Raw genomic sequence first — 20,833 nt, 5'->3', positions numbered from 1 at the left:
CCACATCGGACCGCGTGGAACCAGGAGACAGCGATGAATGCGCCTCGAGAACTCGGTGATCCCGCGACGTCGCGTCCACCGGACCATCAGCCGGACCATCAGCCCGCGCATCAGCCGGACCATGCGCCACGGCCGATGCCGGCAGCCATGCTGGAGGCATTGAAGGCCATGTTCGGCGAGCGCTGCAGCACGGCGATGGCGCTGCGTGAGCAGCACGGTCGGGACGAATCCCCGTTCGACGTGCCGCCGCCGGAGGCCGTCGTCTTCGCCGAGAGCAACGAGGACGTGGCGGCAGTCCTCGCGCTGGCCGATGCGCACCGCGTGCCGGTGATCCCGTACGGCGCGGGCACCTCCTTGGAGGGTCATCTGCTGGCGGTGCAGGGCGGGGTGAGCCTGGACCTGTCGCGGATGAAGCGCATCCTGAGCATCAACGCCGAGGATCTGACGGTGACCGTCCAGGCGGGCGTGACGCGGCATCAGCTGAACGCAGAGATCCGGCACCAGGGCCTGTTCTTCCCCATCGATCCGGGCGCCGATGCGTCGATCGGCGGCATGTCGGCGACGCGGGCGAGCGGCACGAACGCCGTCCGCTACGGAACGATGAAGGAAAACGTGCTCGGGCTGACCGTCGCGACGCCGGATGGGCGCTTGATACGCACCGGCTCCCGGGCCCGCAAGAGCAGCGCGGGGTACGACCTCACGCGTCTGTACGTGGGCAGCGAGGGCACGCTGGGTGTGATCTGCGAGATCACCTTGCGGCTGTACCCGCTGCCGGAGGCGGTGTCGGCGGCGGTGTGCTCCTTCGAATCGATCGACGCGGCCGTCCGCACGACGATCGCGATCATCCAGATGGGCGTGCCGATCGCGCGCTGCGAGCTGCTCGACGCGCATGCGGTACGGGCGGTCAATCGCCACGACAAGCTGACGCTGCGCGAGGCGCCGATGCTGCTGATGGAGTTCCATGGCTCCGAGGCCGGTGTGGCGGAGCAGGCCGCCACGGTCCAGGAGATCGCGGCCGACCACGGCGGCACCGGTTTCGAGTGGGCGACGACGCCCGAAGAACGCACGCGGCTCTGGACCGCGCGCCATCACGCCTACCTGTCGGCGCTGCAGACGAAACCCGGTTGCCGCGCGGTGACGACGGACACCTGCGTGCCGATCTCGCGCCTGGCGGAGTCGATCAACATCTCGGTCGACGAAGTCGAGGCCAGTGGACTGCCGTACTTCATCGTCGGCCATGTGGGCGACGGCAACTTCCACATGGGCTACCTGATCGATCCGACGATCCCCGCGGAGCGTGAAACCGCCGAACGCCTGAGCGCACGGATGGTGGCGCGGGCCATCGCGCTCGAAGGCACCTGCACCGGCGAACACGGCATCGGCCTGCACAAGCAGGGCTTCCTGCTGCAGGAGGCGGGGGAAGGCGCGATCGATCAGATGCGGGCGCTCAAGCGCGCGCTCGATCCGAACGACATCATGAATCCCGGGAAGATCTTTGTCTGAAGGACCCGGCCATTCAGTGGGGAGGCGCGGGCACGCTCCAACGACGTGACACGTCGCCCCGCGCGTTCACGCTTTCCAGCTGGACGCCGAATCCCCACAGGCGGGCGACGTGCTTCAGCACCTCCTGCGCGCCGTCGTGCAGCGGGCGGTCCTGGTGCTGCTGATGGCGCAGGGTCAATGACCGGTCACCGCGCAGGTTGACGTTCCAGACCTGGATGTTGGGCTCGCGCGTGGACAGGTCGTACTGCCGCGACAAGGCCTGTCGCACGTACTGGTAGCCCTGCTCGTCGTGGATCGCGGAGATCTCGTACTCCGCCTGGTGCTCGTCGTCGAGGATGGAGAACAGCCGGAAGTCCCGCATGATCTTCGGGCTGAGGTACTGGGCGATGAAGCTCTCGTCCTTGAAGTTGCGCATCGCATGGTCCAGCGTCGGCAGCCAGTCGCTGCCGGCGATCGCGGGGAACCATTCGCGGTCCTCGGCGGTCGGGTGCTCGCAGATGCGCTTGATGTCGGTGTACATCGCGAAGCCCAGCGCATACGGATTGAGCTGCGCCATCGCCGGTTGCGCCACCACGTTGGTGTGCGACTTCAGCCACTCGATCATCATGCCGTCCGACAGGTAGCCGTCGTCGTACATGGTGTTGAGCAGCCTGTGATGCCAGAACGTCGCCCAGCCTTCGTTCATGACCTGCGTCTGCCGCTGGGGATAGAAGTACTGCGCGACCTTGCGGACGATGCGCACGATCTCCCGCTGCCACGGCTCCAGCAGCGGCGCGTTCTTCTCGATGAAGTACAGCAGGTTCTCCTGCGGCTCGCTGGGGAAGCGGCGCTTCTCTTCCTCCTTGGCCTCGTCCTCCAGGCGCCGCGGCAGCGTGCGCCACATGTCGTTGACCTGCAGTTGCGCATAGGACTCGCGGTCCTTGCGCAACGCCTGTTCCTGCGCGAGCGAGAGCTTCGCCGGACGGCGATACCGGTCCACGCCGTGATTCATCAGCGCATGGCACGAGTCGAGCGTCGACTCGACCGCGTCGAGGCCGTAACGCTGCTCGCAGTCGGCGACGTAGTTCTTGGCGTAGACCAGGTAGTCGATGATCGACGACGCGTCGGTCCACATCCGGAACAGGTAGTTGTTCTTGAAGAAGCTGTTGTGGCCGTAGCAGGCGTGCGCGATCACCAGCGCCTGCATCGCCATCGTGTTCTCCTCCATGAGGTAGGCGATGCAGGGGTCGGAGTTGATGACGATCTCATAGGCCAGGCCCATCTGGCCGCGCTTGTAGTTGCGCTCGGTGGCGATGAATTCCTTGCCGTAGCTCCAGTGCCGGTAGTTCACCGGCATGCCGACCGACGCGTAGGCGTCCATCATCTGCTCGGCCGTGATGACCTCGAGCTGGTTCGGATAGGTGTCGAGCCCGTAGCGCTCGGCGGTCTGGCGGATGACGTCGTGATACTGCTCGACCAGTTCGAAGGTCCAGTCGCTGGGCGACGGCAGCGGGTGCTCGGGCCGCTTCTCCAGCGGCCGCATCTGCGTCAGGGGCGCCCGCACCCGGCGGCCTCCGTACTCGTTCGTGCCCACACCCATGCCGACATTGCGGCGGTTCTCGAGACTGCTCATGGTGATGCCCTCCGGCGCCGCGGTCACGCGGTCGCCCCTTCCTTCTTGAACAGGTCGCGGAAGACCGGATAGATCTGCGCCACCTCGACCGCCTTGCGCATCGCGAAGTGGTGCACCTCGTCCTCCAGCTTCGCGTACTCCTCCCAGAGGTTCTGTTCGGCCTCCGCCACCTGCACATAGGCGTAGTAGCGGCACAGCGGGAGGATCTTGTCGGCGAGCAGCTCGCGGCAGCGGCCGCTGTCGTGGTGCCAGTTGTCGCCGTCGCTGGCCTGCGCGCCGTAGATGTTCCAGTCGCCGGCGGGATAACGCGCGCGGATGATCTCTTCCATCATCACCAGCGCCGACGACACCACCGTGCCGCCCGTCTCCGTGGCATGGAAGAAGTTCTGCTCGTCGACCTCCTGCGCCTGGGTGTGGTGGCGGATGAAGACGACCTCGATCTTCTCGTAGTGCCGCGTCAGGAACAGGTAGAGCAGGATGAAGAAGCGCTTGGCGAGGTCCTTGCGGCTCTCGTCCATCGACCCCGACACGTCCATCAGGCAGAACATCACCGCCCGCGTCGTCGGCTGCGGCACCTTGACGCGGTTGCGGAAGCGCAGGTCGATGGGGTCCAGGAAGGGGATGTTGGACAGGCGCTGTCGCAGCAGCACGATGCGCGCCTCGGTCTCGGCGACCAGCGCCTGGATCTCGGGGCGGCGTGGGTCCTCTTCCTGCTGCAGCGTGAGCAGCCGGGTCTCGAGTTCGTGGAGCTCCCGTCGCTTGTCCATGCCCAGCGCGATGCGGCGCCCGAGCGCGCCGCGCATCGAGCGCACGACATGGAGGTTGGTCGGCGTGCCGTCGGTGACGTAGCCGGCGCGGACCGTCTTGTACTCGGGCGTTTCGGCCAGCGTGGTGCGCGCGAGGTTGGGCAGCGCGAGGTCCTCGAAGAAGACCTGCATGAACTCCTCCTTGCTGAGGTGGAAGACGAAATCGTCCTCGCCCTCGCCGGAGTCGCTCGCCTGCGATCCGCCGCCGCCGCCCTGGCCGCCCTTGGGCTTGCCGACGCGGTCGCCCTTGATGTGCTCGGTATTGCCGGGCCGCACGACTTCGCGGGTGCCGCCGTCGCCGTGGCTGAAGACGGGCTCGCTCAGGTCGCGCTTGGGGATCTGCACGTCCTCGCCGCGTTCCATGTCGCGGATGCCGCGCTTGTCCACCGCGCGCCGCACCGCTTCACGGATCTGGTCCTTGTAGCGGCGCAGGAAGCGCTCCCGATTCCCGATCGACTTGTTCTTGCCCGACAGCCGCCTGTCGATGATCTGTTGAAGCCCGGTCATTGAGGGACCTTTCCGGTGGCGTTCGTTCGACTCAGCTCGACTTCCTCACGCGCAGGTACCACTCGCAGAGCAGCCGGACCTGCTTCGGCGTGTAGCCCTTGTCGACCATGCGCTGGACGAAGTTCTCGTGCTTCTTCGCCTCGTCCGCACTGGCCTTGGCGTTGAAGCTGATCACCGGCAGCAGTTCCTCGGTGTTGGAGAACATCTTCTTCTCGATCACCGTGCGCAGCTTCTCGTAGCTGGTCCACAGCGGGTTCTTGCCCGCGTTGTTGGCGCGCGCGCGCAGCACGAAGTTGACGATCTCGTTGCGGAAATCCTTCGGATTGCTGATGCCGGCGGGCTTCTCGATCTTCTCGAGCTCCGCGTTCAGCGACGAGCGGTCGAAGACCTCGCCGGTGTCCGTATCGCGGTACTCCTGGTCCTGGATCCAGTAATCCGCATAGGTCACGTAGCGGTCGAAGATGTTCTGGCCGTATTCGCTGTAGCTTTCCAGGTAGGCGGTCTGGATCTCCTTGCCGATGAACTCGGCGTAGCGCGGCGCCAGGACTTCCTTGATGAAGCCGACGAACTTCTGTTCGGCTTCCTGCGGGAACTGCTCGCGCTCGATCTGCTGCTCGAGCACGTACATCAGGTGGACGGGATTGGCGGCCACCTCGGTCGAATCGAAGTTGAAGACCTTCGACAGGATCTTGTAGGCGAAACGCGTCGAGATGCCGGCCATGCCCTCGTCGACGCCCGCGTAGTCCCGGTATTCCTGGAGCGACTTGGCCTTCGGGTCGGTGTCCTTCAGGTTGTCGCCGTCATAGATCTGCATCTTGCTGAAGGCGCTCGAATTCTCCGGGTCCTTCAGCCGGGTCAGCACGGCGAACTGCGCCATCATCTTCAACGTCCCGGGCGCGCACTTGGCCTCGGCCAGCGAGGAGCCGCGGATCAGCTTCTCGTAGATCTTCACTTCCTCGCTGACGCGCAGGCAGTAGGGCACCTTGACGATGTAGATGCGGTCGAGGAAGGCCTCGTTGTTCTTGTTGTTGCGGAAGGTCTTCCACTCGCTCTCGTTGCTGTGCGCCAGCACGATGCCGTCGAACGGGATCGCGCCGAAACCCTCGGTGCCCTTGAAGTTGCCTTCCTGCGTCGCGGTCAGCAGCGGGTGCAGCACCTTGATCGGCGCCTTGAACATCTCCACGAATTCCAGCAGCCCCTGGTTGGCCAGGCACAGGCCGCCGGAGTAGCTGTAGGCGTCGGGATCGTCCTGCGCGTAGGTCTCGAGCTTGCGGATGTCCACCTTGCCGACCAGCGAGCTGATGTCCTGGTTGTTCTCGTCGCCCGGTTCCGTCTTGGCGACACCGATCTGCTTGAGCACGCTCGGCAGCCGCTTGACGACCTTGAACTTGCGGATGTCGCCACCGAACTCGTCGAGCCGCTTCACCGCCCACGGGCTCAGGATGCGGTTGAGGTAACGGCGCGGGATGCCGTACTCGCGTTCCAGCAGCGGGCCGTCCTCGACGAGGTCGAACAGCCCGAGCGGGCTCTCGTTCACCGGGCTGTCCTTCAGCGCATAGAACGGCACGTGCTCCATCAGCTGCTTGAGGCGCTCGGCGATCGAGCTCTTGCCGCCGCCGACCGGGCCCAGCAGGTACAGGATCTGCTTCTTTTCCTCCAGCCCCTGCGCCGCGTGGCGGAAGTAGCTGACGACCTGCTCGATCGCGTCCTCCATGCCGTAGAACTCGGCGAAGGCGGGATAGATCTTGATGACCTTGTTCTGGAAGATCCGCGACAGGCGCGAGTCGTTGCGCGTGTCCAGCATCTGCGGCTCGCCGATCGCCTTGAGCATGCGCTCGGCGGCGGTGGCGTAGGCGAGGGGATTGCGCTTGCACTCGTCGAGGTACTCCTCCAGGGTGAGTTCCTCGACCTTGCTGCGTTCATAACGTGCCGCGAAATGACTGATCACATCCATGCTGACCTCCAGTGGTTCATTGGGAGGCGACGCGCGTCCGTGCGACAACGGACCTCGCATCGTCCAGGAAGTTCTGGCGACGTCCATGACTCAAGGCGTCATCAGAGCTTTCCGAGCTCAGCAAGCATTCAGCAAACGGCCAGCCCATGCTGGTCCAAAGAGCGCCGCGTGTGTGAGGGCACGCTCGACGACCGCGAGGGGGGTGCGGCTTTTATGGGTCATGCTACGCCCATCGGAAGCGATGCGCGATAGCAAGACATGACCCCGTTGTACTCCCATGTCCAACGCCTGTGAAGCGCGAAAGTTGACGATCCCCCGACGTGGGGCACCTGTGGGAAGTACGAAGAAGACAGCACGCATCCCGCGTGCCATTCTTGCGGATTGGCTGTCTGGCGAGCCCCGGCGGGAGGCTCGCGGGGGTTCACTCGTCCGCGTCGGTCGGTCGAAGTTTTTGCAGCAAGCCGTTCAGTTCGTCGAGTGAGCCGAAGCTGATCGCGACCTCGCCCTGCTCGCCGCGCTTGGTCTTCTTCTTGACGCGGATCTCGACCTGCGCCGTCAGCAGGTCCGACAGTTGTTCCTCGAGTCTGAGCACGTCGCGGCTCTTGTTCGCCTTCACGCGCAGCAACGGGGCCTGGCGGCCGCCACCCTGCTGTCGTTGGACGAGCTTCTCGGCCTCGCGCACGCTGAGCTTCTTCGCGGCGATCTCGGTCGCGCTGGTGATCTGATGGGCACCGTCCAAGGCCAGCAGCGCGCGTGCGTGGCCCATGTCGATGTCGCCGGCCATCAGCATGTTCTGGACCGGTTCGGCCAGATTCAGCAGGCGCAGCAAGTTGGACGCTGCGCTGCGCGAGCGGCCCACCGCCTGCGCGGCCTGGTCGTGGGTCAGGCCGAATTCGTCCACCAGCCGCTTCAGGCCTTGCGCCTCTTCCAGCGCATTGAGGTCCTCGCGCTGGATGTTCTCGATCAGCGCCATCGCGGCGGCGGCTTCGTCCGGCACCGGCTTGACCAGCACCGGCACCTCCGCCAGGCCGGCCAGCTTCGCGGCGCGGAAGCGCCGTTCGCCCGCGATGATCTCGTAGCGGACCGCGCCGTTCGGGGCGATCGGACGCACCAGGATCGGCTGCATGATCCCTTGCGCCTTGATGCTCTCGGCCAGCTCGTAGAGCGAGCCTTCATCCATGCGGGTGCGCGGCTGGTACTTGCCGGCCTGCATCTGCGCGAGCGGCAGCACGCCGGGTTCGCCTTCGCGCACCGCCGGTGCGTCGCTCACTTTGGGGCCGAGCAGGGCCTCCAGGCCCATGCCCAGGCCCTTGGGTTTCTTTGTCGCCATGGGGCGCGATTCTCCGTGATTCCTGGGCGGCGCCGTCGGCCCGATGAGGGGTGTCGTCGGAATCAGCCCGCGAGGCGCTTCAGCATCGCGCGGCCCTCGGGCCAGACGCCGAGGCCGGACTGGGCATTGATGTGCCCGAGCGGCCCCGCCAGGACGAATTCCGCGCCCCAGTCCGCCGCCATGCCCGCGGCGCGTTCGGGGGCGCAGAAGGGATCGTCGTTCGAAGCGACGACGATGGCGGGGAAGGGCAGCCGAGGGCGTCGGATCGGCCGCCAGTTGTGCAGTTGAGGCGGCATGTCCTCCCGCTCGGTGTCCGGCGGGGCGACCAGCAGGGCGCCCGCGACCCGACGCGTGTGGGAAGAGTGTTCCGCCCAGGCGGCCACCAGCTGACAGCCGAGGCTGTGTGCCACCAGCAGCGCCGGCTGATCATCCAGGCGGCCGTCCTGCTGCAGGACTTCGTCGAGTCGGGCCATCCAATCGCCGCGACGCGGCCATTCCCAGTCGTTCTGCTCGACCCGCGTGTCGCCGTGGAGCCGTTGCCATCCGCTCTGCCAATGGTCGGGATCGGAGTTCATCCATCCCGGCAGCAGGTAGACGGGTCGCGTGATCGGGGAGAGGTCCGGGTCATTCGGCGGAATGGCGTGTGTCGACATCGGTTGGCCTTATGCTTCGCGCTTTCTTCGGGAGGGTCCCGGAGGCAGCGGATTTTGCAGGAGCGGCGATGAAGTACGCGGTGTATGTCGACGGGCAGGAAGGCACGACCGGCCTGCGCATCAATGAATATCTGGCCCAGCGCGCCGACATCGAGGTGCTGCGCATCGACGCCGACAAGCGCAAGGATGCCGCCGAGCGCGCCCGCCTGCTGAATGCCGCCGACGTCGCCTTCCTGTGCCTGCCCGACGCCGCCTCTCGCGAGGCGGCCGCCATGATCACGAATCCCAGGACCTGCCTGATCGACGCGAGCACCGCGCACCGCACGGCGCCGGGCTGGGCCTTCGGCCTGCCGGAACTGGCCAAGGGCCAGCGCGCGGCGATCCGTGAATCGAAGCGCATCGCCAACCCGGGCTGTCACGCCAGCGCCTTCATCCTGGCGGTGCGTCCGCTGGTCGATGCCGGCCTGCTGCCGGCGGATGCGCTGGTCACGGCGACGTCGATCACCGGCTACTCGGGCGGCGGCAAGTCGATGATCGCGGAGTACGAGGCGGGTGGAAATCCGAAGCTGATCGCGCCGCGTCCTTACGCGCTGGGGCTGGCCCACAAGCATCTGCCGGAAATGATGGCGCACACCGGTCTGACGACCGCGCCGGTGTTCATGCCCATCGTCTCCAGCTTCTACAAGGGTCTGGCCGTCACCGTGCCGCTGCACTTGAGCCAGCTGCGCGCCGGCACCACGCCGCAGCAGGTCCGAGATGCGCTGGCCGCGCATTACGAGGGTGAGCGCTTCATCCACGTGAAACCGCTGCGCGATGCGGACACGCTGGCCGTCGGTTTCTTCGACGTGCAGGCCTGCAACGACACGAACAACGTTGATCTGTTCGTGTTCGGCAGCGAGCAGCAGATCCTCGTGATGGCCCGCCTGGACAACCTGGGCAAGGGGGCCAGCGGCGCCGCGGTCCAGAGCATGAACGTGCACCTGGGCGTGGAAGAATCGCTGGGCCTGACCGGTCCGGACGTCAACGGCATCTGATGGCGGCGGCTACGAAGGTCGGTGGCCGTGAATGGCGTCGGGATGGCGCCGTTCCGCAGCACGACCTCGACGCCATCCGCGAAGGCGTCATCGCCTACGGTCGCCAACAGGCGCAAGGCAGCGACGCGGAAGACATCGCCGTGACCTTGTACGACGGCGATGCGTTGATTGCGGGCGCATTCGGGCGGACCGAGTTCCAACGTCTCTACGTCGGCTACCTCTGGGTGGACGCGGATCATCGCGGGCAAGGCATCGGCGGCGACTGCCTTCGCCAACTCGAAGCGATGGCGTTGAAGCGGGGTTGCGTCGACGCGCTCATCGAGACGCTGCTGGACGAGACCGCGGAGATGTATGAGCACCTCGGTTATGCCTGCATCAGCCATGTGCACGACTTCGTGCCGGGCTTCACCCGCCACACGCTGTTGAAGGTCTGGCAGGCGCGGGACTAGTCTTCAGGCCCAGGCGCGCGGGTCGTCGCTGCGGTAGTGGTAGCGATAGGCCTGCAGGAAGCCCAGGCGGGCGTAGAGCCGCTGCGCCGAGGCGTTGTCGGCCCCAACCTGCAGATACGCGCACGCGGCGCCCTGGCGGCGCGCTTCGGCCAGCAGGGCCGTACAGAGCCGGAACCCGTGCCCGCGACCGCGCTGCTCGTCCGGCGTGAAGATGTCGAACAGCCCCGCCATGCCACCGACGGGTGTTCCGTCCGGTCCCGGGTCGATGGCGATTTGGCCGCAGGCGAGCAGCACGTCGCCTTGTGCCATTTTGAAGGCCTGATGCGGCACGCTGGCCTGCTCAAGACGCCGCGCATGGCCGTCGATCTCTTCCGCGCTGGAGCCGCGCAGGGCCCCGATCAATGCCGCATATTCCGCAGGAGCGAGGGGCGTCAGTCCGCTTGGATCGTTGAAGTTGTCCAGCGCCGGCAGGACCATCACGTCGGCGGGATCGAAGCGTGTCCAACCCTTCGCGGCGAGCTGGTCGTCGAGGTCGGTCGGCTTGCTGAAGGGCGTGACGCGGAGGATCAGCGGCAACCCGGCCTGGTCGAAGCTCAGGCGACAGCGGCGGAGTACCTCGTCAAGGGGGAGGGCGCCGCTCGCCAGCGCGTTCACGCACCGTGAGCGCTTGGCCTTGCCGGGCGACAGTCGCAGCAGCCAGCCCTCGACCTGGGCTTCACGTGGCGCGGACGCGGCGTTCAAGCCGGCCAGTTCGGCGCGGCGTGCGAGGGCGTCCAGCTCGGGGGACATCGCTCAGCGCATCGTTCAACGCATGGCGCCGACGCGCTTCACCATTTCCTTGGCGAAATCGACGAAGGCTTGCGCTCCCTTGGAGCTGCCGTCGAAGACGACACCCGGGAGGCCGTAGCTGGGCGCCTCGGCCAGACGGACATTGCGAGGGATGACGGTATCGAAGACCTTCTCGCCGAAGTGCGCCTTCAGCTGCTCGCTCACCTGCTGCTGCAGCGTGATGCGCGGATCAAACATGACCCGCAGCAGGCCAATGATCTGGAGGTCCGGATTCAGGTTGGCGTGGATCTGCTTGATGGTGTTGACCAGGTCGGTCAGACCTTCGAGCGCGAAGTATTCGCACTGCATCGGGACGACCACGCCGTGGGCCGAGCACAAACCGTTCAGCGTCAACATCGACAGCGACGGCGGGCAATCGATCAGGATGAAGTCGTAGTCCTTGGCGGAGGCCGCCAATGCCGATTTCAGGCGTTGCTCGCGCCGGTCCAGTTCGACCAGTTCAACTTCGGCGCCTGCCAGTTCGCGGTTGGCGCCCAGCACGTCGTAGCCGGCCTTTTCGCTGCGCTGACGCGCTTCGGCGAGCGTGGCTGACTCCAGCAGCACGTCATAGACTGTCAGCGACAGGGCCCGCTTGTCGATGCCCGAGCCCATCGTGGCATTGCCTTGGGGGTCCAGATCGACCACGAGCACCCGTTGTCCCACCTTGGCCAGTCCTGCGGCCAGATTCACGGTGGTGGTCGTCTTGCCGACGCCACCTTTTTGGTTCGCAACGCAAAAGATCTTGGCCATGAATCGTCGGTCAGCAGGGGCTCTCAGAGGGGCGGAGCTTAACCGATGGCAGCGGTCGGTCGGATCCAGAGCAGGCACCGCTGAGCATCCAGCCCGGGGACTTCCAGCTGTTCCACGTGGAACACGGACAGATCCGGTGCGCGTCTGGCGAGTTCCGCGATCTCGTCGATCGGATGCTGGCCTTTCATCGCCGCCCATACGGCGCCCGGCTTCAGGTGCATGCGGGTCCACTCGGTGAAGTCCGCCAACGACGCGAAAGCCCGCGACGTGATGACGTCGAACGGCGCCGTCTTCAGCTGCTCCACACGCGAATGCTCCGCGTGCAGGTTGGGGAGCCCGATCTCAGCGGCAACCTGCGCGATGAAGAAGGCTTTCTTGCCAACGGTATCGACGCAGGTGACGGCTATCGTCGGATCGCAGATCGCGATGACCACGCCGGGCAGGCCGCCGCCACTGCCCACGTCCATCAACCGCAGCGCTTGGCCGGCGGCGTGACGACGCAGGGGCGGGATCAAGCTGAGGCTGTCCACCAGATGCTGCGTCAGCATCGCCTCGGGATCGCGGACAGCCGTCAGGTTGTAGACCTTGTTCCATTTCGACAGCAGCCCGAGATAGGCAATCAGCCGGTCGAGTTGCTCATCGGTGAGGCCGAGCCCAAGCGTTTCGGCGGCAGTAGCGAGGCGGGAACGAAGGTCGAGGTCGGTCATCGATGGGACGGAAGAGGACGGAAGAGGGAGGCAATCAGGCGGCGGTCGAGTCGATCGGGGCGTGATCGGTGAAGCCCTTGAAGCGGCCCTTGCGCAGGTGGATCAGCAGCAGCGAGATCGACGCCGGCGTGATGCCGGAGATCCGTGACGCTTGACCCAGCGTCTCCGGACGGTGCTTCCCCAGCTTCTGGCGAGCCTCGAAGGACAGCGCGGTAACCAGGCCATAGTCGAGATCGTCGGGCAGCTTCAGATGCTCGTAATTCGACGCACGGGCCACGTCTTCCTGCTGCTTGCTGATGTAGCCGGCGTACTTGACGCCGACTTCCAGCTGCTCGATGACGGCGGCCGCGAGGTCGCTCCCGAGCGATTCGGTGAGGGCCGCGCGGGTGACACCAGCGGCCGGCCGGGCAATGGCCGCCACTTCGGAGATCGTGTCGAACGTGACGCCGGGTCGACGCAGCAGGTCGATCAGGTTGTACTCACGTTCGAGCGCCTTGCCCACGAGCCGCTCTGCGTCGGCCGCCAGAAGGATGTTCGGATTGACCCAAGTGGATTTCAGCTTCTCTGTTTCACGTGAAACAGCATCCCGCTTACGGTTGAAGGCGTCCCAACGCGCATCGTCCACCAAGCCCATTTGACGGCCGGCCTCGGTCAAACGCATGTCGGCGTTGTCCTCGCGGAGCTGCAAGCGGAATTCGGCGCGGCTCGTGAACATGCGATAAGGCTCAGTGACGCCCTTGGTGATCAGGTCGTCCACCAGCACGCCCAGGTAGGCCTGATCGCGGCTGGGCAGCCAGGTGTCCTTGCCCTGGACCTGGAGCGCGGCATTCAAGCCGGCGAACAGTCCCTGAGCGGCCGCTTCTTCATATCCGGTCGTCCCGTTGATCTGACCGGCGAAGAACAAGCCGCTGATGGCGCGCGTCTCGAAGCTGGACTTCAACTCGCGAGGGTCGAAGTAGTCATACTCGATCGCGTAACCCGGGCGCAGGATGTGCGCGTTCTCCAGGCCGGGGATCGATTGGACGGCCGCCAGCTGGACGTCGAAGGGCAGGGAGGTCGAGATTCCGTTCGGGTAGAACTCATGCGTCGTCAACCCCTCAGGCTCCAGGAAGATCTGGTGTGAGTTCTTGTCGGCGAAGCGGTTGACCTTGTCTTCGATGGACGGGCAATAGCGCGGGCCGACACCTTCGATGACGCCGGTGAACATCGGGCTGCGGTCGAAACCGGATCGAATGATCTCGTGCGTGCGCTCGTTGGTGTGGGTGATCCAGCAGGGCAGCTGTCGCGGATGCTGCGCGGCGTTCCCCATGAAGCTGAAGACCGGCACCGGGTCCAGGTCGCCGGGCTGCTCGGCGCACTGGGAGAAGTCGATGGTGCGACCATCCAGACGCGGCGGAGTGCCGGTCTTCAGGCGGCCCTGCGGGAGCTTGAGTTCCTTGAGGCGGCCCGACAGCGAGACCGCCGGCGGATCGCCGGCGCGGCCGGCGGCGTAGTTCTCGAGACCGATGTGGATCTTGCCGTCGAGGAAGGTGCCGGCCGTCAGCACGACGGCGCGGGCGCGGAAGCGCAGTCCCGACTGTGTCACGGCGCCGACGACACGATCGCCTTCCACCATCAGATCGTCCACAGCCTGCTGGAACAGCATCAGATGGGGCTGGTTCTCCAGCCGGTGGCGGATGGCGGCCTTGTAGAGGATGCGATCGGCCTGTGCGCGGGTGGCGCGGACAGCCGGTCCCTTGGAGCCGTTGAGGATGCGGAACTGGATGCCGCCCTCGTCGGTCGCCGCGGCCATCGCGCCGCCCAGGGCGTCGACCTCCTTGACCAGATGCCCCTTGCCAATCCCGCCGATCGACGGGTTGCAGCTCATCTGGCCGAGCGTCTCGATGTTGTGGGTCAGCAGCAGCGTGCTGACACCCATGCGGGCGGCAGCCAGCGCGGCCTCGGTGCCGGCATGGCCGCCACCGACCACGATCACGTCGAACTCTTTGGGATAAAGCATGGCAAGGCGTCCAGCGGAATCGGCGATCGAAGGGGATCGAGGCCATCGCGACGCGCGCAGGGCGCGGAATCAGGCGACGGGCAGCCGGCTGGCGTTCAGATGAGGGAAGGCCATGATTTTACGCGGGCCTGTGGATAAGTCACTGCGTCAGGGGCATGCCGCACGGACCTTGTTGGCGACGTTCGTGGACGGGCGGCGACAATTGCTCTCCCATGAATTGCCGCCCCTCCTGCGCCGCCTGCTGCATCGCCCCGTCGATCAGCAGCCCGATCCCTGGCATGCCCGACGGCAAGCCGGCCGGGGTGCGCTGCATCCAGCTCGACGAGGCGCTGCGCTGCAAGATCTTCGGACATCCGGAGCGGCCCTCGGTGTGCGGCTCCTTGCCCCCGAGCGAAGACATGTGCGGCGAGTCCCGCGAGCAGGCGATGCGCTGGCTCGGGTGGATGGAGGAGCAGACGATGCCGGCACCCCCGCCGGAGCAGTCCGGCGGCATCGCCCGGTCGCGCTCGAGCTGACGCTGCGACAGCGCATTGAAAGCGCGGCCCACGTAGAGTCGGAGTTTCCAGAAGATCACATCGGAGACTCTGCATGACCCCCACCGACGAGGACCGTCGCCGCTTCCTCCTTCAGTCCGCCGCGCTCGGTGCCGCGGGCGCTGCCTTCGGAACGCCGCTTTCAGCGTTTGCGCAATCGACCTGGCCGTCGCGCAACGTGCGCTTCGTCGTGCCCTTCGCGCCGGGCGGTAGCAGCGAAATCGTTGCGCGCGCCACGGCTGCCGAACTCAGCAAGACGCTGGGGCAGTCCGTGTACGTCGACAACAAGCCCGGCGGCGGCGGCAACATCGCGATGGGCGAAGTTGCCCGCGCGGAAGACCAGCACACGCTGATCCTCGGCCATATCGGCACCTTGGCCGTGAACCCGTACATCTACGACAAGCTGCCCTACGACCCGAATCGCGATTTCAAGCCCATCACGCTGCTGGCGAAGGTGCCCAGCCTCTATGTCGTCCATCCCGACGTGCCGGCGCGCAACCTGAAGGAGTGGGTGGCGCTCGTCCGAAAGAACCCGGGCAAGTTCAGCTACGGCTCGGCGGGCAACGGCAGCGCGGGGCACCTGGCGATGGAGTACCTGAAGATGGTCGCCGACCTCTTCATCCTGCACGTGCCGTACCGCGGCACCGGCCCGCAGTTGACGGACCTGCTCGCTGGGCGACTCGAGGCGGCCTCGGTCGGCGCGCCGGCCATCATGCAGTTCATCAAGGCCGGCAAGCTGCGTTGCATCGCGACGGGCTCCAAGGAGCGGCTGCCTCAACTGCCTGAGGTCCCGACGGTGGCGGAGCAGGGCTATCCCGGTTTCGAGATGACGCAGTGGTACGGCCTGTGTGCGCCGGCCAACCTGGCACAGGCCAATGCCGACAAGCTGGCGGTCGAATCGGTGAAGGCGATCCGTTCGGCGTCGGCCCGGGAGCGCCTCAGCCACGACGCGGCGGAGGCCGTGGGCAACACGCCCGCGCAGTTCACCGCATTCATCGCGCAAGAGCAGCAGCGCTGGAAGCAGGTCGTGGCTCGCGCCAAGATCAAGCCCGATTGAGCGGCGCGCCCCAGGCGTCAACGGTGCTGGACTGATCGAAGGTCCTGCACCACGCGCCCGCCCTGAAGGCTGACGACGCGCTGCGCCGCAGCGATCGTTTCGGGGCGGTGCGCGATGACGATCCGCGTCAGCGACAGCTGGCGCAGGCTCGCGTTGACGAGCCGCTCGCGCTCCACGTCGAGCGCGCTGGTCGCCTCGTCCAGGAACAGGAAGCGCGGCCGCTTGTACAGCGCTCGCGCCAGCAGGATGCGTTGGCGCTGCCCGCCCGATAGGCTGGACCCCATGTCGCCGATGAGCGTCTGCAAGCGCATCGGCATGGCCTCGATGTCCTCGAGCACGCAGGCGAGCCGTGCGCACTCGCGCACCCAGTCCGGATCGACGTCGAGGTCGAAGAAGCTGATGTTGTCCGCGATGCTGCCCGCGAAGAGCTGGTCGTCCTGCATCACCGTGCCGATGCGCTCGCGCCAGGCGTTCGCACCCAACTGCGGCAAAGCCACGCCGCCGATGCGGATCTCGCCGTGCTGCGGCGCATGGATGCCCAGCATCAGCTTCATCAACGTCGTCTTGCCGCAGCCCGAGGGGCCGACGATCGCGACCGACTCGCCCGGTTCGATCCGCAGCGAGCACCCGGCGATGACCTCGGGTTCCCCGTCGGCATAGCGGAAGCGAAGGCCGTCGAGTTCCAGTGCCGCGTCGAGCGGCACGGCGCGGCCGGGTGCCTCGAACTCGGCTTCCGGTGCCGTCAGCACGATGTCGGCCAGGCGCTCGCTTTGCAGGCGCAGCATCTTCAGCGCGACCACCTTGTCGATCAAGCCGGCGACGCGTTGGCTGAACTGGTCCTTGTAGGCGAGGAAGGCGAAGAGCATCCCCACCGACAGCTCCTTGTCCAGCACCAGCATCGCGCCCATCGCGACGATGACCACGCGCTCCAGGCCGAACAGCAGCTTGTTGCCTTGCGTCATGCCGAGCTCGAGCTTGCGGCCGGTCAGCGACGCGTTCATCTGCTCGACGATCAGGTTGGCGAAGCGCGCGCCGCGGTCCGCCTGCGCGTTGAAGAGCTTGATCGCCTGCGCGCCGCGCAGCGATTCGAGGAAGTGGGTGTTCTGGCGTGCCTCGTGGGTCAGCGCCTCTTCCTGCGCGTCGCGCAGCGGCCGGAAGCAGGCCCAGCGCAGCAGCGCGTAGCCGGCCACGGCAGCCAGCGCGACCGCCGTCAACCGGCCGCTGTAAAGCACCATCATCGCCAGCGTCAGCAGCACCACGACGCCGTCGAGGATCGCCTCGATGAAGCTGCCGGTGAGCGTCTTCTGGATCTCCTGCACGCTGGAGAAGCGCGACCAGATGTCGCCGAGATGGCGTTTCTCGAACCAGGCCAGCGGCAACCTCAGCAGATGCGAGAAGACGTTGGAGAGCCACTGAAGATTCAACGATGCCGACAGGATCATCACCGCCCACGAGCGCAGCAGACCGACGCTCACTTGCAGCAGCACCAGCAGGGCGAAGCCGATGCCCAGTGTCACGAGCAGGTCGCGATCTGCACTGACGATGACGCCGTCGACGGTCCATTGCAACAGGAAGGGCGCCAGCAGGCCGAGCAGTTCCAAGCCCAGCGCGAGGGCCAGGACTTGCGCGATCGAGCGTTTGAGGCCGGTCACGTGGCCGAGCAGCTGGCGCCACTTCGGCGCGGGCGCCGGCGCCTTGGGCGCGAAGTCCATGCCCGGGCGCAGTTCGAGCGCCACACCGGTGAAATGCTTGGACACCTCGGCCAGCATCAACCTGCGCTCGCCGTGCGCGGGGTCGAGGACCACGACCCTGTCTCCGTCGACGCGTTCCAGCACGACGAAGTGGTTGAAATCCCAGTGCAGGATGCAAGGCGTCTGCAGCTTGTGAAGCGTGTGCGGTTCGGCGCGCAGCGCGCGGGCGGTGAGACCGAGCTGAGCTCCCATGCGCACCAGGTCCGCCATGGTCAGTCCCTTGAGGGAGACCGCGAAGCGGTCGCGCAACTCGCCCAGCGTCCAGCGCTGGCCGTGTGCCGCGGCGACCATGGCCAGGCACGCGAGGCCGCATTCAGCGGCCTCGGTCTGCAGGATGACCGGTCGGCGTCGACGCCAGCCGAGATTCAACCGGGACAGGAAGCCATCGGATGTGGCGCCGATGACGGGCGTGCCGGAAGAGGGGGCATCAGACACGGCGGGCGAGGCTCAGCAGCGGTTCGAAAATCCATTCGATCAGACGGCGCCGTTCGAGCAGCACGTCGGCTTCGAGCAGCATACCGGGGCTCAGCGTCTGGTCCTGACCATAGGCCTCGACCGATTGGCGCTGCAGCTGGACGGTGATGCGGTACATCGGTTCCCCTTGCGCCATCGCGGCGGGCAGGCCGAGCTGCGCGAGCTCCGCGGCTTGCAACGGCGTGCGCGACACCTGCAGCACCTCGCCTTGCTGTTGGCCGAACTTCTGGTACGGAAAGGCCTGGTAGCGCAGCAGCACCGACTGGTGCGGGCGCAGGAAACCGACAGCGCTGGACGGCGCGTAGAGATGGGCCTGCAGTGGGGTGCGCGCGGGGAGCAGGGCGGCGAGCTGCGTGCCGGCCTGGACGACCTGGCCGGGTTCGGCGAGCACGGTGCTCATCTGTCCGTCGCTGGGCGCCCGCAGGACGAGCCGCCGACGTGCCTCGTTCTCGACGCCTTGCGCCTGCAGCGCGGCGATGTCGCGCGCGATTTCGCCTTGCTGGACCTGCGCCTTCAAGGGGATCGACTGAAGCTCAGCTTGCAAGCCCAACGCCTCCCGCTGCAGGTTCTCGCGCTCTCGCGCCAGCGCCTGCCGTTGGGCCTGCAAGCCAAGCAACTCCTCCCGCTTGGTCTGGACCTGGGCGCTCGAGACGAACTGGTCTTTCGCCAGTGACTCGAGCCGCCCCAGGCTCTGCTGCGCCAGCGCTTCGCGCTGGGCATGCAGCTGCAACTCGGCGTCAGCCTGTTGCAGTGTCGATGTGAGCGTGGCGATCCGTGCCTTCAGCGACGATGCCTGACTCAGTGAAAGTTCTCTCTGCTGCACCTGCGCCGCGCCCAGCGACAGCTCGCGATCCTTCAAGGTCCGCGACAGGCCATCGCCGGTCGGGTTCGCGCTGTCGAGCGACAGCACGAAGAGCACATCGCCTTCGCGCACCTGCTGCCCGTCCTGGACGGGTCGTGCCATCACGGTGGCGCTCTGCGACACGCTCAGCCGCATCACGCCGCGTTCGGGCACCAGCAAGCCGTTGACGCGGGCCTTGCGGGTGTATTCGGTGCTGAACAGGAAAGCCCCGACGGCGATCACGCCACCCAGCGCCAGGATGCTCAGCCATTTCAAGGTGGTCGGCCGATGCAATTGCACCGAACCCAGCCAGGCCTGCTGTTGCGAGGCCTGGGCCTCGGCGCGGAACAGCGCCACCACGATTTGCTACGCCTTGTTGCGAACCTGACGGATCGCAGCGCCCGAAGGTCTTACCAGGTGCCCTTCGGCGCGGGCTCGATGTCCGCGGTGGACAGCTCCACGACGACCGTCTGGCCCACCAGCCAAGTGCCCTTGGGTGCGCCGCCGCCGACATGCACGAGGGATTGCAGGTCCAACTCGACCAGACCTTCTTCGACTTGCGTGTTCACGACGACGTTTTGCGGTTGGGCTTGCATGAGAGGCTCCAGATTCGGTGACGTGCCCAGAAAAGTCGTGAGCACGGAGCGAATTGAAGCAGCGTGCAGACGCCCGCATAACTGTCAGCTCTTACAGTGTTTACAAGCTGGCGCCGAGGGCAGCATCAGCGAATCAGGCCGAGCCGCAAGGCCTTGAGCACCGCCTGGTGCTTGTTGGAACAGGCCAGCTTGTGCATCGCGTTGTTGATGTGCAGCACGGCCGTGCGCTCGGTGATGCTGAGGATCGCACCGACTTCCCAGGCGGTCTTTCCTTCCATCGTCCAGTGCAGGCACTCGAGCTCGCGCGGCGTGAGCCGGGGCGATTCAGTGACCTTCTCTTCGGGCAGCAGCACGCGGAGGGCGGTGTCCACGGCGTGCACGGCGAACAGCTGCAGGTCGGCGACCATGCGCGTCAGTTGAGCCGAATCGCTGGGCAGCGGTTGATCGCGATCCACGCCGAGCACGAAGTGCCGCCCCTCCGGCAGGTGCAGCGCCAGGCAGATGCCGGTGCTGTAGCCGAATTGGGCCTGCGATTCCCAGATGTCGCTCGCGCCGTGACGCGCGTAGGTCTGGCGGTCCCAGACGATCGGCATGCTGTTGCGCTTGCAATGCTGCATGACCGGATCGCGTCGACCGAACTCCGGCGCGTGCATCACCTCCGCGTAGCCGTCGGGACAGTTGTCGATGGTGATGAACTCGGTTTCGGCCAGCGTGTGGTCGACGACCGTGATGGCCGAAACCGTCTGGAAGTCCAGCTTTTGGGCGAAGCGGATCACCTCACTGCGGAACTCTTCGCGTGAGCGCGCTTCCAGGACTGATTGATAACCGCCTTGCAGCATTGATCGCTCCGGCCCGTGGCCGGCCTAGTGGGCCTTCTTCGGTCGCTGTGGCGGACCTGCTCGCCTGTCTGTGATGCGCCACGCACCCCCATGGGCCGCATAGGTCACGTGACGCATTCACGCCCCTGACAGGGTTTACAGCTGGCGAGTCGACCGCTTCGTGACCACACTTCTGGTCAAGGGGAGAAGCAGCAACCGCCGATCCGCAATAGCCAAACCAAACAATTCTGACAATGACACCAGCTTGGATTGTGTACGCGTGGCCACGAATATTGTGTGATGTCCAGCGTTTGCCCCGCTTACAGTTCGCGCATTTGAGCACGCGCGTGTTGGTGACGGGAGACGAGGATCACCCGGCCATGGGGCAAACCCTGTGGAGCGGCGAATCCGAATTCGGTGCGGCCGGCGTCGCCTGGGACTGGGTCCGCATGCCCTACGGGGTCGTCTCGATGGTGGACCCGATGGCGCTCGTGACCAACATGCAGTTCCTGAACTGCGAAGGCGAAGTGCTCGCGCCGATCGAATCGGCGATCCAGCTCAACGGCATCGTGCACATGCTGCCGTGGCAGGAGCAGGTGCAACTGGCGCTCGCCACGCGCCACTGAGTGGT

At 66.1% G+C, this 20,833-nt stretch carries 19 protein-coding genes; 6 read left to right on the top strand and 13 right to left on the bottom strand.

Annotated elements, in window-relative coordinates; genetic code table 11:
• Positions 1-135 precede the first annotated feature (135 nt).
• Positions 136-1,503, top strand: a complete 1,368-nt coding sequence (locus tag AC07O8_RS02165; protein WP_495046963.1) for an FAD-binding oxidoreductase — start codon at positions 136-138, stop codon at positions 1,501-1,503.
• Positions 1,504-1,516: 13 nt separating this feature from the next.
• Here AC07O8_RS02165 and AC07O8_RS02160 read toward each other — a convergent pair whose 3' ends face one another.
• The 5 genes from AC07O8_RS02160 to AC07O8_RS02140 form a co-directional block, all read right to left on the bottom strand.
• Positions 1,517-3,025 (bottom strand): SpoVR family protein, encoded by a 1,509-nt coding sequence (locus AC07O8_RS02160; protein ID WP_495046962.1) that lies wholly within the window; start codon positions 3,023-3,025, stop codon positions 1,517-1,519.
• Positions 3,026-3,138: 113 nt separating this feature from the next.
• Positions 3,139-4,428: a YeaH/YhbH family protein gene (locus AC07O8_RS02155; RefSeq protein WP_495046475.1), complete on the bottom strand. Its 1,290-nt coding sequence runs from the start codon at positions 4,426-4,428 to the stop codon at positions 3,139-3,141.
• Positions 4,429-4,459: 31 nt separating this feature from the next.
• On the bottom strand, positions 4,460-6,382 hold the full coding sequence (locus AC07O8_RS02150; protein ID WP_297524652.1) for a PrkA family serine protein kinase: 1,923 nt from the start codon (positions 6,380-6,382) through the stop codon (positions 4,460-4,462).
• A 421-nt stretch (positions 6,383-6,803) separates the two neighbouring features.
• A complete protein-coding gene (locus AC07O8_RS02145) occupies positions 6,804-7,712 on the bottom strand; it encodes a ParB/RepB/Spo0J family partition protein (protein WP_495046474.1) in 909 nt (302 codons plus the stop codon).
• Between the two features lie 62 nt (positions 7,713-7,774).
• Positions 7,775-8,365 carry an RBBP9/YdeN family alpha/beta hydrolase gene (locus AC07O8_RS02140; protein WP_495046473.1) on the bottom strand — a complete coding sequence of 197 codons (591 nt, stop codon included), beginning with the start codon at positions 8,363-8,365 and terminating at the stop codon, positions 7,775-7,777.
• A gap of 68 nt (positions 8,366-8,433) precedes the next feature.
• Between AC07O8_RS02140 and argC the strand changes: the two genes are divergently transcribed.
• Both argC and AC07O8_RS02130 read left to right on the top strand, forming a co-directional pair.
• Positions 8,434-9,399: an N-acetyl-gamma-glutamyl-phosphate reductase gene (gene argC, locus AC07O8_RS02135; RefSeq protein WP_495046472.1), complete on the top strand. Its 966-nt coding sequence runs from the start codon at positions 8,434-8,436 to the stop codon at positions 9,397-9,399.
• On the top strand, positions 9,399-9,848 hold the full coding sequence (locus tag AC07O8_RS02130) for a GNAT family N-acetyltransferase (protein WP_495046471.1): 450 nt from the start codon (positions 9,399-9,401) through the stop codon (positions 9,846-9,848). The genes argC and AC07O8_RS02130 overlap by 1 nt, the downstream gene beginning before the upstream one ends.
• Positions 9,849-9,851: 3 nt before the next feature.
• Here the strand turns inward: AC07O8_RS02130 and AC07O8_RS02125 are convergent, their stop codons facing one another.
• The 4 genes from AC07O8_RS02125 to mnmG are packed head-to-tail and all read right to left on the bottom strand — an operon-like array spanning position 9,852 to position 14,132.
• Positions 9,852-10,637, bottom strand: coding sequence for a GNAT family N-acetyltransferase (locus AC07O8_RS02125; RefSeq protein WP_495046470.1), 786 nt, complete (start codon positions 10,635-10,637; stop codon positions 9,852-9,854).
• Between the two features lie 15 nt (positions 10,638-10,652).
• The gene (locus AC07O8_RS02120) at positions 10,653-11,426 is read right to left on the bottom strand and encodes a ParA family protein (protein ID WP_495046469.1); all 774 of its coding nucleotides are present in this window, start codon (positions 11,424-11,426) and stop codon (positions 10,653-10,655) included.
• Between the two features lie 38 nt (positions 11,427-11,464).
• Positions 11,465-12,133 carry a 16S rRNA (guanine(527)-N(7))-methyltransferase RsmG gene (gene rsmG, locus AC07O8_RS02115; RefSeq protein ID WP_495046468.1) on the bottom strand — a complete coding sequence of 223 codons (669 nt, stop codon included), beginning with the start codon at positions 12,131-12,133 and terminating at the stop codon, positions 11,465-11,467.
• A gap of 34 nt (positions 12,134-12,167) precedes the next feature.
• A complete protein-coding gene (mnmG, locus tag AC07O8_RS02110; RefSeq protein ID WP_495046467.1) occupies positions 12,168-14,132 on the bottom strand; it encodes a tRNA uridine-5-carboxymethylaminomethyl(34) synthesis enzyme MnmG in 1,965 nt (654 codons plus the stop codon).
• Between the two features lie 212 nt (positions 14,133-14,344).
• On the opposite strand from mnmG, the gene AC07O8_RS02105 reads away from it, so the two are divergent.
• The gene (locus AC07O8_RS02105) at positions 14,345-14,647 is read left to right on the top strand and encodes a YkgJ family cysteine cluster protein (protein ID WP_495046466.1); all 303 of its coding nucleotides are present in this window, start codon (positions 14,345-14,347) and stop codon (positions 14,645-14,647) included.
• Between the two features lie 73 nt (positions 14,648-14,720).
• Entirely contained in the window at positions 14,721-15,722 is a 1,002-nt protein-coding gene (locus AC07O8_RS02100) for a Bug family tripartite tricarboxylate transporter substrate binding protein (protein WP_495046465.1), read from the top strand.
• 17 nt (positions 15,723-15,739) lie between these two features.
• Here AC07O8_RS02100 and AC07O8_RS02095 read toward each other — a convergent pair whose 3' ends face one another.
• From AC07O8_RS02095 to AC07O8_RS02080, 4 genes are all read right to left on the bottom strand, one after another.
• The gene (locus AC07O8_RS02095; protein ID WP_495046464.1) at positions 15,740-17,908 is read right to left on the bottom strand and encodes a peptidase domain-containing ABC transporter; all 2,169 of its coding nucleotides are present in this window, start codon (positions 17,906-17,908) and stop codon (positions 15,740-15,742) included.
• Positions 17,901-19,145: an HlyD family secretion protein gene (locus AC07O8_RS02090; RefSeq protein WP_495046463.1), complete on the bottom strand. Its 1,245-nt coding sequence runs from the start codon at positions 19,143-19,145 to the stop codon at positions 17,901-17,903. Before AC07O8_RS02090 ends, AC07O8_RS02095 begins: the two co-directional genes overlap by 8 nt.
• 53 nt (positions 19,146-19,198) lie before the next feature.
• Entirely contained in the window at positions 19,199-19,384 is a 186-nt protein-coding gene (locus AC07O8_RS02085) for a hypothetical protein (RefSeq protein WP_495046462.1), read from the bottom strand.
• A 125-nt stretch (positions 19,385-19,509) separates the two neighbouring features.
• The gene (locus AC07O8_RS02080) at positions 19,510-20,223 is read right to left on the bottom strand and encodes a helix-turn-helix transcriptional regulator (protein ID WP_297524631.1); all 714 of its coding nucleotides are present in this window, start codon (positions 20,221-20,223) and stop codon (positions 19,510-19,512) included.
• Between the two features lie 233 nt (positions 20,224-20,456).
• On the opposite strand from AC07O8_RS02080, the gene AC07O8_RS02075 reads away from it, so the two are divergent.
• On the top strand, positions 20,457-20,828 hold the full coding sequence (locus AC07O8_RS02075) for a DUF4902 domain-containing protein (RefSeq protein ID WP_495046461.1): 372 nt from the start codon (positions 20,457-20,459) through the stop codon (positions 20,826-20,828).
• Positions 20,829-20,833 lie beyond the last annotated feature (5 nt).

It is taken from the genome of Roseateles sp. GW821-FHT09G09, assembly GCF_059415965.1.
This window is presented reverse-complemented; position numbering and strand designations above follow the sequence as displayed.